This window comes from Streptomyces sp. NPDC054840 (assembly GCF_053611065.1).
The window spans coordinates 1-15,901 of sequence record NZ_JBSGZP010000093.1 but is presented as its reverse complement, the minus strand read 5'-3'; the positions used below and the strand labels follow the sequence as shown (position 1 = coordinate 15,901).

The 15,901-nt window shown below is 71.2% G+C and carries 14 protein-coding genes and 1 pseudogene; 9 read left to right on the top strand and 6 right to left on the bottom strand.

Annotated elements, in window-relative coordinates; genetic code table 11:
• Positions 1–106: 106 nt before the first annotated feature.
• Complete coding sequence (locus ACWGIU_RS09850) at positions 107–847, bottom strand: hypothetical protein (RefSeq protein WP_453704110.1); 741 nt, start codon at positions 845–847, stop codon at positions 107–109.
• Positions 848–1,050: 203 nt separating this feature from the next.
• Here ACWGIU_RS09850 and ACWGIU_RS09845 point away from each other — a divergent pair, with 203 nt between their 5' ends.
• The 6 genes from ACWGIU_RS09845 (at position 1,051) to ACWGIU_RS09820 (ending at position 8,294) form a co-directional block, all read left to right on the top strand.
• The gene (locus ACWGIU_RS09845) at positions 1,051–1,887 is read left to right on the top strand and encodes a M15 family metallopeptidase (RefSeq protein ID WP_453704108.1); all 837 of its coding nucleotides are present in this window, start codon (positions 1,051–1,053) and stop codon (positions 1,885–1,887) included.
• A 216-nt stretch (positions 1,888–2,103) separates the two neighbouring features.
• Entirely contained in the window at positions 2,104–3,018 is a 915-nt protein-coding gene (locus tag ACWGIU_RS09840) for a cyclase family protein (RefSeq protein WP_453704106.1), read from the top strand.
• A gap of 133 nt (positions 3,019–3,151) precedes the next feature.
• On the top strand, positions 3,152–4,732 hold the full coding sequence (locus ACWGIU_RS09835) for a GMC oxidoreductase (RefSeq protein WP_453704105.1): 1,581 nt from the start codon (positions 3,152–3,154) through the stop codon (positions 4,730–4,732).
• Between the two features lie 208 nt (positions 4,733–4,940).
• Positions 4,941–5,735, top strand: a complete 795-nt coding sequence (locus ACWGIU_RS09830) for an SDR family oxidoreductase (RefSeq protein ID WP_453704112.1) — start codon at positions 4,941–4,943, stop codon at positions 5,733–5,735.
• A 31-nt stretch (positions 5,736–5,766) separates the two neighbouring features.
• Positions 5,767–7,254 carry a cytochrome ubiquinol oxidase subunit I gene (locus tag ACWGIU_RS09825; RefSeq protein WP_453704103.1) on the top strand — a complete coding sequence of 496 codons (1,488 nt, stop codon included), beginning with the start codon at positions 5,767–5,769 and terminating at the stop codon, positions 7,252–7,254.
• Entirely contained in the window at positions 7,251–8,294 is a 1,044-nt protein-coding gene (locus ACWGIU_RS09820) for a cytochrome d ubiquinol oxidase subunit II (protein ID WP_453704101.1), read from the top strand. The genes ACWGIU_RS09825 and ACWGIU_RS09820 overlap by 4 nt, the downstream gene beginning before the upstream one ends.
• Positions 8,295–8,454: 160 nt before the next feature.
• On the opposite strand, the gene ACWGIU_RS09815 is transcribed toward ACWGIU_RS09820, so the two are convergent.
• From ACWGIU_RS09815 to ACWGIU_RS09800, 4 genes are all read right to left on the bottom strand, one after another.
• Positions 8,455–10,299, bottom strand: a complete 1,845-nt coding sequence (locus ACWGIU_RS09815; protein WP_453704099.1) for a glycoside hydrolase family 15 protein — start codon at positions 10,297–10,299, stop codon at positions 8,455–8,457.
• 176 nt (positions 10,300–10,475) lie between these two features.
• Positions 10,476–11,117 carry a dihydrofolate reductase family protein gene (locus ACWGIU_RS09810; RefSeq protein WP_453704097.1) on the bottom strand — a complete coding sequence of 214 codons (642 nt, stop codon included), beginning with the start codon at positions 11,115–11,117 and terminating at the stop codon, positions 10,476–10,478.
• 86 nt (positions 11,118–11,203) lie between these two features.
• Entirely contained in the window at positions 11,204–11,761 is a 558-nt protein-coding gene (locus ACWGIU_RS09805) for a DUF3291 domain-containing protein (RefSeq protein WP_453704095.1), read from the bottom strand.
• A gap of 32 nt (positions 11,762–11,793) precedes the next feature.
• Complete coding sequence (locus ACWGIU_RS09800; RefSeq protein WP_453704093.1) at positions 11,794–12,591, bottom strand: helix-turn-helix transcriptional regulator; 798 nt, start codon at positions 12,589–12,591, stop codon at positions 11,794–11,796.
• Between the two features lie 169 nt (positions 12,592–12,760).
• Between ACWGIU_RS09800 and ACWGIU_RS09795 the strand changes: the two genes are divergently transcribed.
• Positions 12,761–12,961: a hypothetical protein gene (locus ACWGIU_RS09795; RefSeq protein WP_453704091.1), complete on the top strand. Its 201-nt coding sequence runs from the start codon at positions 12,761–12,763 to the stop codon at positions 12,959–12,961.
• Between the two features lie 413 nt (positions 12,962–13,374).
• Here ACWGIU_RS09795 and ku read toward each other — a convergent pair whose 3' ends face one another.
• On the bottom strand, positions 13,375–14,367 hold the full coding sequence (gene ku, locus ACWGIU_RS09790) for a non-homologous end joining protein Ku (RefSeq protein ID WP_453704089.1): 993 nt from the start codon (positions 14,365–14,367) through the stop codon (positions 13,375–13,377).
• Between the two features lie 267 nt (positions 14,368–14,634).
• Here ku and ACWGIU_RS09785 point away from each other — a divergent pair.
• Both ACWGIU_RS09785 and ACWGIU_RS09780 read left to right on the top strand, forming a co-directional pair.
• Positions 14,635–15,228 (top strand): annotated as a pseudogene (locus tag ACWGIU_RS09785) (sensor histidine kinase); the annotation flags it as partial.
• Positions 15,225–15,887, top strand: coding sequence for a response regulator (locus tag ACWGIU_RS09780; protein ID WP_453704087.1), 663 nt, complete (start codon positions 15,225–15,227; stop codon positions 15,885–15,887). The pseudogene ACWGIU_RS09785 and the gene ACWGIU_RS09780, both read left to right, overlap by 4 nt.
• The last annotated feature ends 14 nt before the right edge of the window (positions 15,888–15,901 follow it).

Genomic DNA, 15,901 nt, shown 5'->3' with positions numbered 1-15,901 from the left:
CCCGTGTACTGGACGTACTCGGGCGCCCCGACAACGCGGCCGGGTGCGGTGCCGGGCGTCGCGGGCCCGACAAGATCCGAAAGAGACGGACCAGCCCGACCGACGGTCAGCGGAGCCGGGTCAGGTCGACCGAGTCGGCGGGCGCCGGGGGTGTGGCCTTGACGGGCTCGTCGAAGGCGGAGAAGGAGGCTGCCACCCGCTCGCCGGACTCATCGGTGCCCTGGACCCGCAACAGGTACGGCTTGTCCTCGGTGGAGACCTGGTACGTGCCCGTAGCGCCCTCGCGCCGGCTGGTGACCGTGATGGCGGGGCGGCCGTCGACGGTGGTCCGGGAGCCCTTGACCAGCTGTTCGCTCGGCGGCTTCGAGGAGAACTCCTTCTTGAAGAAGTCCAGGTCGCAGAGCTGGGCGAAGTCGCGCAGCTGGACGCTGTCCGTAGTGCCGTGCAGGTAGCGGCCGTTGATGAGCTCGATCGCGTCGTCCCCCGCGGCTCCCGGTGCCTGGGCCCTCAGCAGCGCCTCGTCGAGCTTCATCCATACGTCGTCGCCGCGTTTGACGATGTCGGCCGAGCCCGAATTGCCGGGGGGCGTGACGGTGCCGACGCAGTTGCCCTGCTCGTCGAACCGGAGATCGAGAGCGGTGGTGCCGGACGTGTTGGTCACCTTGCCCACCATGCGCATGGAGGTGACCCCGGCCATGGCCTCGCGCGAGGCCCGGGCGATGTCCTGGGCGCTCTCGTCGGCGATGCCGTTGTCGTCGGCCCGGGCCACGCCCCCGCCCGCGAACAGCAGCAAGCAGGCGGCTCCGACGGTCGCGCGGCGGACCGCTGCCGCGCCGGGTGCGGACATCGGGCATCACCTCCGTACGGCTGCTTCGGACGGCGGCAGGCATCACCGTTCCGCTGGTACAGCCGGTCACCTGATCAGCGTAGGTCCGCCCCGCGGTGGACGCAGTTCGGGGGAAGTTCGGCCGGACCCGGCCGGGAGGGGCGCGGCGTCGGGCAGCATGGCGCTCGATCATGCTCCCCGCAGCACCGCCGATGGAGGGTTCGATGACCGGTTCGACGTCCTTGTCGCCCATGTGGGCACGCCTCGCCGTGGCCGTGACGGCCGCCGTCGCCGTTCTCACGGCGGCCGGGGCCGCCACCGCCGGGGCGAGCGCACCACCACCGGAGGCGAAAGCTCCGGGCGCGTTCGTGGCCCTGAGTTCGGTCGACCCGACGATCCTGCGGGAAATGCGGTACCTGCGTCCGCACAACTTCGTCGGCGAGCCGGTCGACGGCTACCGGGAGCCCGTCTGCCTCCTGACCCGCCCGGCCGCTCAGGCCCTGCACCGGGCGCAGGTGAACCTGCTGCGCCAGGGGTACTCGCTCAAGGTGTACGACTGCTATCGGCCGCAGCGGGCCGTCGACCACTTCGTGCGGTGGGCCGAAGACCTCGGCGACGAGCGGCGGAAGGCGGAGTTCTATCCGCGCGTCGACAAGGCCCGGCTGTTCGAGGACGGCTACATCGCGAAGAAGTCGGGACACAGCCGGGGCAGCACCATGGACGTGACGCTGGTACGGCTGCCGGCGTTTCCGGCGCCCCGACCGCGGCCGGGGCAGGAATCGGTGCCCTGCTACGCACCCCGGGTGGAGCGGTACCCGGACAACTCGGTGGACATGGGCACGGGTTTCGACTGTTTCGACACGCTGTCGCACACGGACGACCCGCGCGTCCAGGGGGCCCAGCGCGCGAACCGGGACCTGCTGAGGTCGGCGCTGACGGCGGAGGGCTTCGTCAACCTGCCCGAGGAGTGGTGGCACTTCACGCACAAACCGGAGCTGTTCCCCGACACGTACTTCGACTTCCCCGTCGCGTACCGGTCGGTCTCCGGACACCGTCCCTGAGGACGCCGGGCGCGGCGGCCCGGCGGGACGCCGTTCACCGCGCGGCGCCGGCCGACCGGTCCGTCCACGACCGCCGGTGGCGGGCGCGGGGATGACGCGGCGGCCGGGATGCGGGGGACGCGGCGGCGGGGGACAGTGGAGGCGGGGCCTTCTGCAGACCGGGAGACCCGCGTGACGGATGACGACCCGACGCCCGACCGGACGGTTGCGCCTTTCATGACGGAGGCAGCCTTCCGCTCCCTGCACGCGGAGCTGCGCCGGCGTGCATCCGGCCACGCGGAGCACGGGCGCGGAGCCCTCGCCCACCTGACCCCCGCACGTGTGGCCGCGGCCGCGGCCGACGTACGTCACGGGCGCACCCTGTCGCTGGCCGCCCCCATCGAGACACAGCCGGGGCCGGACGATCCGCAGCCCGCCGTCTACCGGCTGACGGCCCCGACCGCACCCGAGACCGGAACCCCGGGGGTGCATTTCGCGCTGGACCGGTTCGCCATGAACGTGCACGGGGACGCCCACACCCATCTCGACGCCCTGTGTCACGTCGTGTTCGACGGCGAGTTGCACGAGGGCATCCCTGAGAGCCGACTGGCGGCGGGCGGTGCCCGTGGGATCACCCTCGACCTGGTGCGCGACGGGATCGTCGGCCCAGGGCTCCTGCTGGACGTCCCGCGGCTGCGTCGGGTCCCCTGGCTGGAGCCCGGTGACTTCGTAGGCGTCGACGACCTCACGGCGGCCGAGGAGGCGCAGGGCGTGCGGATCGGTCCCGGCGACCTGCTGCTCGTTCGCGTCGGGCACCGGCGCCGACGCCAGGAGAAAGGCGCGTGGGACGCGGCGCACGCGCGGGCGGGCCTGCATCCGGCGGGATTGCGGCTGCTGGCGGAGCGGCAGATCGCCGTCCTCGGTTCGGACGGCAACAACGACACGGCCCCGAGCCCGGTGCCAGGCGTCTCCTTCCCCGTGCACGTCCTGGCCCTGCACGCCCTGGGCATGCACCTGATGGATTACCTGGACCTGGACGAACTGGCCGACGCCTGCGCGGGGCTCGGGCGCTGGCGCTTCCTGTGCACGGTGGCACCGCTGCGGCTGCCGGGGGCCACGGGTTCCCCGGTGAACCCGATCGCCGTCCTGTGACGCGTGCCGCCGGGGTCCGGCTCCCCGCATCCCCGGGTGCCGCACCGGCGGCGGACGTATACGTTCGAAAGGGGATCCTGCCGCGGCGGGCCCGCCGGGGCTACGGCGCCACAAGCCGAGGACGGTGATCCGGTTGAACGACGCTCCGCACTACGATGTCATCGTCATCGGAACGGGGGCCGGCGGCGGTACGCTCGCCCACCGGCTCGCCCCGTCCGGCAAGCGGGTGCTGATCCTGGAGCGCGGTGGCTTCCTTCCCCGCGAACGCGACAACTGGGATTCGACGGCGGTGTTCGTCAAGGGGAAGTACCGCGCTCCCGAGTTCTGGTTCGACCGGCACGGCCGCGAGTTCCCGCCCGAGGTCAACTACTACGTCGGCGGCAACACCAAGTTCTACGGCGCGGCGCTGTTCCGGCTGCGCCCGCAGGACTTCGGGGAACTGCGCCACCACGACGGGATCTCGCCTGCCTGGCCGATCCGTTACGAGGACCTGGAGCCGTACTACACCCAGGCGGAGCACCTCTACCGGGTGCACGGCCGGCACGGCGAGGACCCCACGGAGGGTCCGGCGAGCGCCCAGTACGCTCACCCGCCGGTGGAACACGAGCCGCGCATCCAGCAGTTGAGCGACGATCTGGTCAAGCAGGGCCTGCACCCCTTCCACCTGCCCATCGGGGTCGACCTGATCCAGGACGCGGCCGGCCGGGCGACCCCGTCCAGCGTCTGCATCCGCTGCAACCGCGTGGACGGCTTCCCGTGCCTGGTACGCGGCAAGTCGGACGCCCAGGTGATCTGCGTGGAGCCGGCGTTGCGGCATCCGGGCGTGGAGATGATCACCCACGCCCACGTGCTACGGCTGGAGACCGACCCGACGGGACGCACGGTCACTTCGGTCGTCGCCCGCCTCGCGGACGGGGAGGAGGCCCGGTTCTCCGCCGACCTGGTGGTCGTGGCCTGCGGCGCGGTGAACTCGGCGGCGCTGCTGCTCGTTTCGGCGAACGACCGGCATCCGCAAGGCCTCGCGAATGCGTCGGGTGTGGTCGGACGGTTCTACATGCGCCACAACAACCTGGCCCTGATGGCCGTCTCCAGGGAACCGAACGACACGCAGTTCCAGAAGACCCTCGCCCTGCACGACTGGTACCTGGGCGCGGACGACTGGGACTTCCCCCTCGGCGGGATCCAGATGCTCGGCAAGTCGGATGCCGAGCAGATCCACGGAGAGGCCCCGCGCTGGGCCGGGGCGGTGACCCCCGACATGCCCTTCGAGGTCATGGCCCACCACGCCGTGGACTTCTGGCTGTGCGGGGAGGACCTGCCGCTCCCCGACAACCGCGTCACCCTGGACAGCGACGGCCGCATCCACCTCGCGCTCGACGAGTCCCACAACACGGCCGGGCTGAAGCGGCTGCGGCACAAGCTCCAGAGCATGCTGGGCCACCTCGGCATGCACGAGCACCACCTGCTGGACCACAGCCTCTACCTGCACAAGGGCATGCCGATCGGGGCGACCGCACATCAGGCCGGCACCGTACGGTTCGGCACCGACCCGGCGTCGTCGGCCTTGGACCTCCACTGCAAGGCGCACGACCTGGACAACCTGTACGTGGTCGATACGAGCTTCTTCCCGAGCATCGGCGCGGTCAACCCCTCCCTGACGGCCATGGCGAACGCCCTGCGGGTCGGCGATCACCTCCTCGACCGGATGGGTTGACCTCCGGCGGGACCGCCGACCGGGGGAAGATCCTGGGCCGGGTGGCGTAACGCGGACGGCGGCGGGCCGCCGGGCCCCGGACGCGGTGATTGGGTGACGCCGGACCCGCCGGGTGCCGTCACCCTGACGGCACGGGGTGGCGGTACGAAGGAGGCAGTCCGTCGTGAGTTCCACCGAGGGCGTACCCCGGGGCGTGATCCCCGCGCACCTGCTCCGAGGCCAGAAGGTCCTGGTGACGGGTGCGAACTCCGGAATCGGCAAGGCCACGGCGATCGGCATGGGCCGGGCCGGGGCGGACGTGGTCGTGAACTACGTGGCCGGACGGGAGGAGGCCGATGAGGTCGTCGAGGAGATCACCTCCTTCGGGGTGCGCGCGGCGGCGTACGAGGCCGACGTGTCCGACGAGGACCAGGTCGTGGCCATGACGAACCGCATGGTCGAGGAGTTCGGGACCATCGACATCCTCGTCGCCAACGCCGGGCTGCAACGGGACTCCGCCTTCACCGAGATGACCCTCGCCCAGTGGCAGAAGGTCATCGACGTCAACCTGACCGGACAGTTCCTGTGCGCCCGCGAGGCGACGAAGGAGTTCCTGCGGCGCGGGGTCGTGCCGGAGGTCTCCAGCTCCGCAGGCAAGATCATCTGCATGAGCTCGGTGCACCAGATCATCCCCTGGGCGGGGCACGTGAACTACGCCTCCTCCAAGGGCGGCGTGCAGATGATGATGGAGACCCTGGCCCAGGAGCTCGCCCCGAAGAAGATCCGCGTCAACGCGATCGCCCCCGGTGCGATCCGGACGCCCATCAACCGCAGTGCCTGGGACACGGAGCGGGCCGAGCAGGACCTGCTCAAGCTGATCCCGTACGGCCGGGTCGGCGACCCGGCGGACATCGCCCACGCGGCCGTCGGACTCGCCTCCGACCTCATGGACTACGTGGTGGGCGCGACGCTCTACGTGGACGGCGGGATGACCCTCTTCCCGGGCTTCGCCACCGGCGGCTGACCTCGATCCGCGCAGCCCCGGGAAGGGACGTATGCACACCACGCTCCACCTGCTGGCGGAGGCACCGCCTCAGATGCTGCCGGCCCGGTCGCTCATGGCCTTCACCCTCGCCTCGCACATCATCCTGGTCCCCTTGGGCGTGGCGCTGCCGCTGATCACCCTGATCATGCACGGCTACGGGCTGCGGCGCGGCGACGCGACCGCCCTGCTGCTGGCACGCCGCTGGTCGGCTGTCATGGCGGTGCAGTTCGCCATCGGCGTCGTCACGGGCACCGTCCTGTCCTTCGAGTTCGGCCTGCTGTGGCCGGGGCTGATGGGCCGGTGGGGCGACGTGTTCGGGATCGGCTTCGGCGTCGAGGCCTGGGCCTTCTTCCTGGAGGCCGTCCTCGTCGCCATCTACCTGTACGGCTGGCGCCGGCTGCCCGCCCGTACCCACTTCCTGCTCGGGCTGCCCCTGCCGGTGACGGCCCTGCTGGGCGCCTTCGGCATCCTGGCGGCCAACTCCTGGATGAACACCCCGCGCGGGTTCTCCCTCGACTCCGAGGGCAACCCCGTCGACGTGGACGTCTGGAAGGCGATCTTCACGCCGATGTTCGGGCCGCAGTACTGGCACTTCGTCGTGGCGATGCTGGTCACCGCCGGATACGTCGTGGCGGGTGTCTACGCCGTCGGGTGGCTGCGCGGCCGCCGCGACCGCTACCACCGCCTCGGCTTCACCGTTCCGTTCACGGTCGCGGCCGTGTTCACTCCCGTCCAGTTCATGCTGGGCGACGCCATCGCCCGGGCGGTGTTCCAGAAGCAGCCGGTGAAGTTCGCGGCGATGGAGATCGTCTGGAACACCGACACGCACGTGCCGGAGTACCTCTTCGGCCGGCTGCACCCCGACGGGACCGTCACCGGCGGCATCAAGGTCCCGCAACTCGACTCCATCCTGGCCGGCTTCAGCCCCGACACCGAGGTGCACGGACTGTCGGCCGTACCGGCGGCGGACCGGCCCACCGTGACCCAGGCCACCCTCATCCACTGGACGTTCGACATCATGGTCGGCATCGGCTCGGTTCTCCTGCTGCTCGCCGTCTGGTACGCGTTCGTCTGGTGGCGCCGCCGCCGGCTGCCCGCCTCGCCATGGTTCTACCGCAGCGCCGCCTGCGCCGGCGTGGCCAGTGTCATCGCTGTCGAGTGCGGCTGGATCACCACCGAGGTGGGCCGCCAGCCCTGGATCGTCTACGAGAACATGCGAGTGGCCGAAGCCGTGACCGGAGCCCGCTCCTCCTCCTTGTGGACCATGTTCGGGCTGGTCGTCGTCGTGTACGTCTTCATCTTCGGCTCGTTCCTGGCCGTGCTCCTGAAGATGCGCACCCGATGGCGCCTGGACGACGAACGAACCCCTGAGGCAGGCACGATGGCGACACCGGAGACCGACACCCCCTACGGCCCCCGCTCCGCCGTCCCGGCCGGCGACGCCCCCGTTCCGGGAAGCGGCGACGGCACGGCACCGGCCGAGAACGGCAGGCCGTGACCGCCGCCGGTGTGGTCGCCGCAGTCCTGCTCCTCGCGGTGGCCGCCTACACCTGCGCCGGCGGCACCGACTACGGCGCGGGCTTCTGGGACCTGACGGCGGGCGGCACGGAACGCGGAAAGCGTCCCCGCTGGCTCATCGACCACGCCATGGCCCCGGTCTGGGAGGTCAACAACGTCTGGCTCATCTTCGTCCTGGTCATCATGTGGACCGGGTTCCCGGTGTTCTTCCAGACCGTGTTCTCCGCGATGTGGCTGCCGCTGGCCCTCGCCACCATCGGCATCGTCCTGCGCGGCGCCGGCTTCGCCCTGCGCAAGCCGACCCGCAGGATCGCCGGACGGCGGGTCTACGGCGCCGTGTTCGCCATCTCCTCCCTCCTCACCCCGTTCTTCCTCGGCGCCGCCGCGGGCGGAATCGCCTCGGGGCGGGTGGGACCGGGCACCGAGCCGACGGCGCACGCCTGGTTCAACCCGACTTCCGTCTTCTTCGGCCTGCTGGCCGTCGTCGGGACGGCGCTGCTCGGGGCGGTGTTCCTGGCCGCGGACGCCGTCCGCTACGAAGCCCCCGACCTGCACGCGTACTTCCGGCGGCGGGCGTCGGCCGCCCTCGCCGCCTTCGCCGTGCTGGGGGCGGTCACGCTGATCGTCGCCCACGGCGACGCACCCCACCTGTGGCACGGCCTCACCCACGGCGCCGGGCTCGTCCTCGTCATCGTGTCCGTACTGGCCACTCTCGTCACCGCATGGCTGCTGCTGCGCACCTCCGGGGCGTGGTCCCGGCCGGCGGCCGTCGTCCTCATGGCGTCGGCCGTGCTCGCCTGGGGCGTGGCGCAGCGCCCGTACCTCATCCCCGGCCGGCTGACGGTGGCCGAGGCGGCGGGGGCGCCCAGCACCCTGCACTGGCTGCTCATCGTGACCGTCGTGGCCGTGGTCCTGGTCTTCCCCGCCGTGGCCCTCCTGTACCGGCTCGACACCCGTGGCGAACTGGAACCCCTCACGGACGCCGACCTGCGCCGGGGCGGCCCGGAACACGGGGGATGACGCACCGGGGATCCAGAACGGCACGCGCAGGAGGGAACATGCGTCAGCCGTTGCCGTACCGGAAGCGACTGCCATGCACCGTCTGCCCGGGGATCCGACCATGCTCCACGGGAGTACTCCTGGCCCATCCGCGGCCGCCGTCGCGGGTGCCGCGCCGTTCCTACGGCGCGGAGCCCCGGTTCAGGGCCGCGTCGAGGGTGATCGCCGCGTCGATGAGGGCGAGGTGGGTGAACGCCTGCGGGAAGTTGCCCAGTTGGCGACCGGTGAGGTCGATCTCCTCGGAGTAGAGGCCCAGGTGGTTGGCGTAGCCCAGCATCTTCTCCAGGACGAGCCGGGCCTGGTCGATCCGTCCGGCCCGGGCGAGTGCGTCGACATACATGAAGGTGCACAGCGAGAAGGTGCCCTCGGAACCGCGCAGGCCGTCCGGCGACGCCCCGGGGTTGTAGCGGTACACCAGGCTGTCGCTGACCAGTTCCTGCTCCATCGCGTCGAGGGTGGAGCCCCACATCGGGTCCTGGGGGGTGAGGAAGCCGACGGTGGGCATGCGCAGGAGCGACGAGTCCAGGACCCGGCTGCCGTAGTGCTGGACGAACGCGCCGCGGTCCTCGTTCCATCCGCGTTCCATGACCTGTTCGAAGATCCGGTCCCGTGTGGCGCTCCAGTGCTGTGCCGGTGCGGGGCGGCCGCTGAAGTCGACGAGCCGCAGCGCCCGGTCGAACGCCACCCAGGACATCACGCGGCCGTAGGTGAAGTCCTGGGCCCCGCCGCGGGTCTCCCACAGGCCCTCGTCGGCCGAGTCCCAGTGGTCCGCCAGCCAGTCCAGCACGTGGATCAGGCCTTTCCATCCGCGGTACCCGAGGTTGATGCCGTGCCTCTGGGCGAAGGAGATGCTGTCCAACGCCTCGCCGTAGATGTCCATCTGGAGCTGGGTGGCCGCTCCGTTGCCGATACGGACGGGCGCCGAGCGTTCGTAGCCCTCCCAGTGGTCCAGGGTCTCCTCCTTCAGGTCGGAGGAGCCGTCGACCGCGTACATGATGTTCAGCGGCCCGGTTTCCCCCTGTTCGCCCGCCCGTTCCTCGATCCGGTTACCGAGCCACCCGATGAACGCCTGCGCCTCCTCGGTGAAGCCCATACCGAGCAGGGCGTACACGGAGAACGAGGCGTCCCGGATCCACGTGTACCGGTAGTCCCAGTTGCGCTCGCCGCCGAGCTGCTCGGGCAGGCCGGCGGTGGGGGCTGCGACCACCGCGCCGGTGGGGGCGTAGGTCATCAGCTTCAGGGTCACGGCGGAGCGCTCCACCGCCTCGCGCCAGCGGCCCGTGTAGCGGGATCCGCTCAGCCAGGTCCGCCAGAAGTGGATGGTGGCGTGGAAGATCTCCTCGTACTCGGCGAGGGTGATCTGCCGGGGCGGGCCGTCGGCGGCGGACTCCAGGATCAGGCCGCGCTGCTGCCCCGCCTGCAGGCGCAGGGTGAGGTGCAGGTCGCGTTCGCCACCCGTGAGGAGGTGGGCCAGCCGCTCGTCCTCCGGTTCCCGGACAGTGTGCACGGTCAGGGAGGTGCCGTCGGCGGTGAACACCGCCCCGTTCTCCGTGAGGTGCAGGTCGTGGGACTGGCGCCCGTAGTCGAACCGGGGCGCGATGTCGACGTCGAAGGTCATGCTGCCGCGCACGCAGCGGACCATGCGGACGAGCCGGTGCCGGTCGGTGACCGTGGTACCGGTCAGGGGCATGAAGTCGACCACCTCTCCGGCGCCGGCCTCGGTCATGAAGCGGGTGACCAGGACCGCGGTGTCGGGCAGGTACAACTGCTTGGTCGCGTACGTCGTGTGGGCCGGGCGGACCGTGCAGTGGCCGCCCTTGCCCTTGTCCAGCAGGGCGCCGAACACGCTGGGGGAATCGAATCGCGGACAGCAGAACCAGTCGACCACTCCGTCGGAGGTCACCAGCGCAGCGGTCTGCAGATCACCTATCAGGCCGTGGTTCTCGATCAGCGGGTACTCGTCCATAGGGGCGTCCCTTCCGGCATTCGTCGCCGCCCGGATCTCGGCCCCCCGGACCAGCGTATGCCGGGCCCGCGGCACCGTCCCGCTGAGCCCGGCCCCCACGGCGTACGGTGTGCGCCGCGGGCGGCTTCCCGAGCAGCCCGGCCGGCTCCGCCCCGGCCACGGGACGCGGGGCGGTTTCAGCCCTCGCCTCCGACGCCACGGTCGGGTGCGCTCATGTCCCCCGTGGCGGGAATGCCGTCGGCGAGCCCGTAGCGCAGGTACACGCTGCCCTTCGGGCCTGTCGCCGGGGGTGCGAGGAGCGTGAGGTTGGTGGGCACCGCGCCGTCGCCGAACACCTTCTTCCCCACGCCGAGCACGATGGGGTGCAGCCAGAGGTCGAGACGGTCGAAGAGCTTCTCGCGCAGGAGGGACTGCACGAAGTTCAAGCTGCCGACGACCTTCACGTTCTCGTGGCGGTCACGGATCTCGCGCACACCGGCGAGGTCCGGGCCGAGCTGGGTGGAGCCGGCCCACGAGAGGTCGGGCCTGCCGCGGGAGGCCACGTACTTCGGGACGCGGTTGAAGAGCGTGGCGATCTCGTTGTCCTCACCACCTTCCTGGTGAGGCCAGTAGGCGGCGAAGATGTCGTAGGTCCGGCGGCCGAGCAGGAGGGCGTCCGTGCCCTCGTACGCGGCGCCGACCTGCGCGCCGGCGACCTCGTCCAGCAGAGGCGCCTGCCAGCCGCCGAACGGGAACCCCACCGGGTCCTCGTCGGGGCCGCCGGGCGCCTGCCCGACGAGGTCGAGGGTCGCGAACATCTCGATGTGGATGAGGCCCATGGCTTGCTCCCGGTGAGTCGGTCGTCTCCGTCAAGGGATAGACCCGCGCAGGGCCGCGGACTCATCGCCGCGCCGGAGCCCGGCTTCTATCGCACCGCCGGCGTCTCCCCGGACGGCGCCGGCCGCGCGCTCGGGGCGACCGGCCGGGGCCGCGTCGGCGGTACGGTCGCGAGGCGCTGTGCCGCCTCGTCGGCGGTGTAGGCGGAGGCGAAGGTGAACGCACGCGGGGACGGCCCGTGCGCCCGCAGGTCCGCCAGGCGCTCCAAGGCTTCGCCGACCGTCGGGAGATGCCCGGCCGGGACCCACCACAGCACCATGTGCGCCTCGATGTGCCGCGCGAACCATTCGCGGCGCCGCCGCATCACCTCCAGGTGACCGCTGCGGTAGGCGAAGTCCCACAGGGCCTCCTGCGTCTCCCACACGGACAGGTTGACGACGACGTCCTCACCGGCCGGGCGTAGGCCGGTGGCATCGTCCGCCCCCTCCTCCACGAGGCGCCACACGAAGCCGGGCGCGGCGTCGGCGGCGGCGTTGACCGGATCGAGCATCTCGACGAACGGTGCCATGCATGGGTCGTCGAAGGGGTGGAGGAGCGTGGCGACGTTGAGCTGGGCGAGGTGGGTGGCATGCGCGGCTTCGGTCATGGCCTCATCCCAGCACAGCTCCATTTTCTATGTCAATGCTGATTGGTTTTAGAAGCCTCCAGCACCACGCAACACTCCCCCGGCCGTGCGTCCATGCGGGCGCGGACGGGGCCGTCGGCACCGAGCAGTCCCTGCAGCAGCGCGAGATTCATGCCACAGACGAGCGGGGGGAAGCGTTCGGCCACCGCGTGGAAGGGGCAGTTGCGCATCCGGACGACACACGCGACCCCTTCGGCCGCCTCCTCGCCGCCGCTGCCCTCGTCGCGCCCGCCGCCCGCGCTGCCTTCGCCGCCCCTGCCGCCCCCGTCGTGCCCGTCGTCCCCGTCGCGCAGGGCCTCCCCGTCAGCCCCGTCGCCTCCGTCGGCGCCCTCGGTGTGCGGTTCGTAGCCGCGGGCGGCCAGCACCTCCATGGCCTCTTCGAGGCCGCCGCAGGGCGCCGCCGAGCCGCGCAGGGCCTCACCCCGCCGACGCGCGGCGGCGCACAGCTCGGCGTCCAGGCCCGCCTGCTCGGCGGCCTCGGCGAGCAGCTCGGCGACGGTGCGGTAGTCACGGGCGGGCAGCGACACCGACCGCTCGGCCCGCGCCCGCGTGTACACCTTGGCCGGACGGCCGGCCCCGGGACCGGAGCGACCCGTGAGCCGGCGGCTGCCGCTCTCCAGCAGCCCGGCCTGGGCCAGCTTGTCCAGATGGTGTGCGGCGAGGGTGCGTGCCACCCCGGCCGCCTCGGCGGCTTCGTTGCGGCCGACCTCGCGGCCCTGCGCCACCACGTACTCGTACAGGCGGCGCCGCACCGGATCCTGCAACACCGCGATCGCATCGATATCCTTCACGCCGCCATTCTAGGAACAACGCAGATTGGACATAGAAGGCGAAGGAGCCCGGGGGCGGCCGGCCGACCGCAGTCGGGCGCCCGCGCCGCGCCGGTACGGCGCGACCCGGATCGGATGCGGAGCATGAAAAGATCAATGCCGTAAGTGCCGAATGCTGTGGGGAGTACAGATGTCCGAAGGACTGGTCCTGAAGGTCGCGCAGCTCGAACAGATCTGGGCCGACGCCGAATCGAAGCTTGACCAGAGGCGCCGCGACGAGATCGGGGACTACATCGCGCGGGCGAAGCAGGCCCTGAAGGACGGCAATGCACCGGCAGGGTACGCGGCGGCGGACAGGGCTCTTACGGGTCTGAAGACCGCGCGCATCTGACAGCGCGCCGCTTGCGGAGGCGCAGGTGTCGGAAGGTCCGGCGGTCCGGGGCCGCCGAGGTGCTCCGGTGAGGCCGATCGCGACGCGGTGCGAGGTCACCGAGCCGCCGCTCCGGGCACCATGCACCATGCCGGCATGAATCCTTCCGACCCGACATGCATGGCTGACCCGAGCACGCCGGGGTCGCTCTGAGCGGGGGCGACGGCGCAGGCACCTGCGAGTGGATCGCGACGAGGAGGCGTCCCGTCACGGGCCCTCGACAGCGGCTGCCCGACCCTCGCGGGGACCCGGCGGTCCCCCGCGGCACGCCGAGCGCCTCGCGGTCGTCGTACGGCGTGGCTTCGCATCCAGTGCGCTGCGGGCGACCTGCCCGCGTTGCTCGGGCAGCGGGTCAGGTTGGCGCCCCACCGTACTCATGCGCGGGACGAGGACAGAGCCTTCACCAGGTCGTCGCGGGTCATCTGGGAGCGGCCGGGGACATGGGCGGCAGCCGCCTTCTTGTAGAGGACGGCCTTCGAGAGGCCGCTGAGGTCTTCCTTCGGCACGGAGCGGATGCGCTTCTTGGCGGCGGGCTTCTTCTCGGTGGCCCTTCCGGAGGCGGTGGCCTTGCCGCCGGTGGCCTTGGGGCTGCTCCCGGCGCGTTCGACGCTGGCCCGCAGGGCCTCCATGAGGTCGACGACGCCGGTCGGCTCAGCCGGGGCCTCGGCCTTCTCGACGGTCTCGCCGGACCGCTTGGCCTCGATCAGGGCGGCGACCTTCTCCTGGAAGGTGTCGTGGAACTCGCCGGGGTCCCAGGTCATGCTCAGGGCCTCGATGAGCTGCTCGGCCATCTTCAGCTCCTTGCCGGAGGTCTTGGCCTTGCCGGGGAGGTTGTCGATCTCCTTCTTCGGGTCCCGGATCTCGTCGGCCCAGTGAAGGGTGTGGAGGGTGAGCAGCCCGTTCTCGGACTTGAGGGCGACCAGGTACTCGTGCTGGCGCATGACGAAGGTGGCGATACCGGCTTTGCCGGCCTTCGCGAGGGCCTGCTCCAAGAGGCTGTAGATCTTGCCGTACTCGGCGCCGCGCGGGCCGAGGTAGTACGTCTTGTCGAAGAAGATCGGGTCGACCTCGGCGAGGTCGACGAACCCCGCGATGTCCAGGGAGCGGGAGCGGCCCGGGGCGATCTCGTCGAGTTCCCTCGGTTCGACCAGGACGTACTCACCGCCGATGTCGTAGCCCTTGACGATGTCGTCCAGCTCGACCTCCTTACCGGTGCGCTCGTTCACCCGCCGGTTGCGGATCCGGTCCGACGTGCCGCGCTGGAGCTGGTGGAAGTGAACGGTGTGGCTGTCGGTGGCCGGGTAGAGGCCCACCGGCAGGCTGACCAGCCCGAACGACAGATTTCCGGCCCATACCGGACGTGCCATGACTACCACCGCCTTCCGTGCACCCCGACACTTCCGGCTCGGGGCCTCAGCCCAGTGATCTCACCCCGTGCCATGAAGCACCCCGCGCGGGCCCGGGGGCACGGTCCCGTGAAGAGGAGGGGGAGGCTGGGCCGTGCCCCCGGCATGGGGCGTCTACCCAGGCCGCGCCGTCCCATGGCCCCGGCACACGCCGGGCGTGGCGTTTGCCGGGCAGGCGTCCCCGCCCCACGGCGTCGCGGTGTCGTGGAGTTCGAAGGCCGCGACGGGGTGCACATCGCGCGGGAACTGCACGATTCGCTCACTCACCAGATCTCGGTCATCAAGGTGCAGTCCGAAGCCGCCGTCCACGTGGCCCGCAAGCGCGGCGAAGAGGTGGCGGAGGCACTGCTGGCGATCCGGGAGGCCGGCCGGGAGGCATCCCGGGAGCTCCGGGCGACCCTGGAGGCGCTGCGCGACGACGACACCACCCCGCCGCACGGCATCGACCACGTCACCGAACTCGTCGACCGGGCCGGCAAGAGCGGCTTGGAGGCGACGCTGACGATCGAGGGCCGGCGGCACGACGTACCGGCCGCGGTAGGCCGGACCGCCTACCGGGTCGTGCAGGAATCGCTGACCAACATCGCCCGTCACTCGGGCGCCGACACGGCATCGGTCCACATCGACTACCGGCCGGACACCCTCGCGATCCGCATCGACGACGACGGCACCGCCACACCGGACAGCGCACCGCGGCCCGGGATCGGGCTCCTGGGGATGCGCGAACGCGTCACCGCCCTGGGCGGCCGGCTCCGCGCCGAACCGAGAAGCGAGGGCGGCTTCACCGTCCAGGCCGAACTTCCCGTGCCACGAGCCTCATGATCCGGGTCCTGCTGGTCGACGACCAGCCGCTCATCCGCAGCGGATTCCGCGCGTTCCTCGACCTCGAAGACGACATCGAGGTCGTGGCCGAGGCCGCCGACGGGAGCGAGGGCCTGGAACTCGCCGGAGTCCACCTGCCCGACATCGCGCTCGTCGACATCCAGATGCCGGTCATGGACGGCATCGAGACGACCCGGCGCATTGCCGCCGACCCGGCGCTGGCCGGCGTGCACGTCGTCATCCTCACCAACTACGGCCTCGACGAACACGTCTACAACGCCCTGCGCGCCGGAGCCGCCGGATTCCTCGTCAAAGACATCGTCCCCGAGGACTTCCTGCACGCCGTACGGGTGGCCGCGCGCGGCGACGCCCTCCTCGCCCCCTCGATCACCCGCAAGCTGATCAACCGGTACGTCACCCAGCGGCCGCCCGTCTCCACCGGTACGGCGCTGGAAGGACTGACCAGCCGCGAACGCGAGGCCGTCGTCCTGGTCGCGCAGGGCCTGTCCAACGACGAGATCGCGGACCGCATGGTGATCAGCCCTCTGACCGCGAAAACCCACATCAACCGGGCCATGACCAAACTCCACGCCCGCGACCGCGCCCAGCTGGTGGTCCTCGCCTACGAGTCGGGCCTGGTCACCCCGCGCAACAGCTGACAACCGGCGACGGC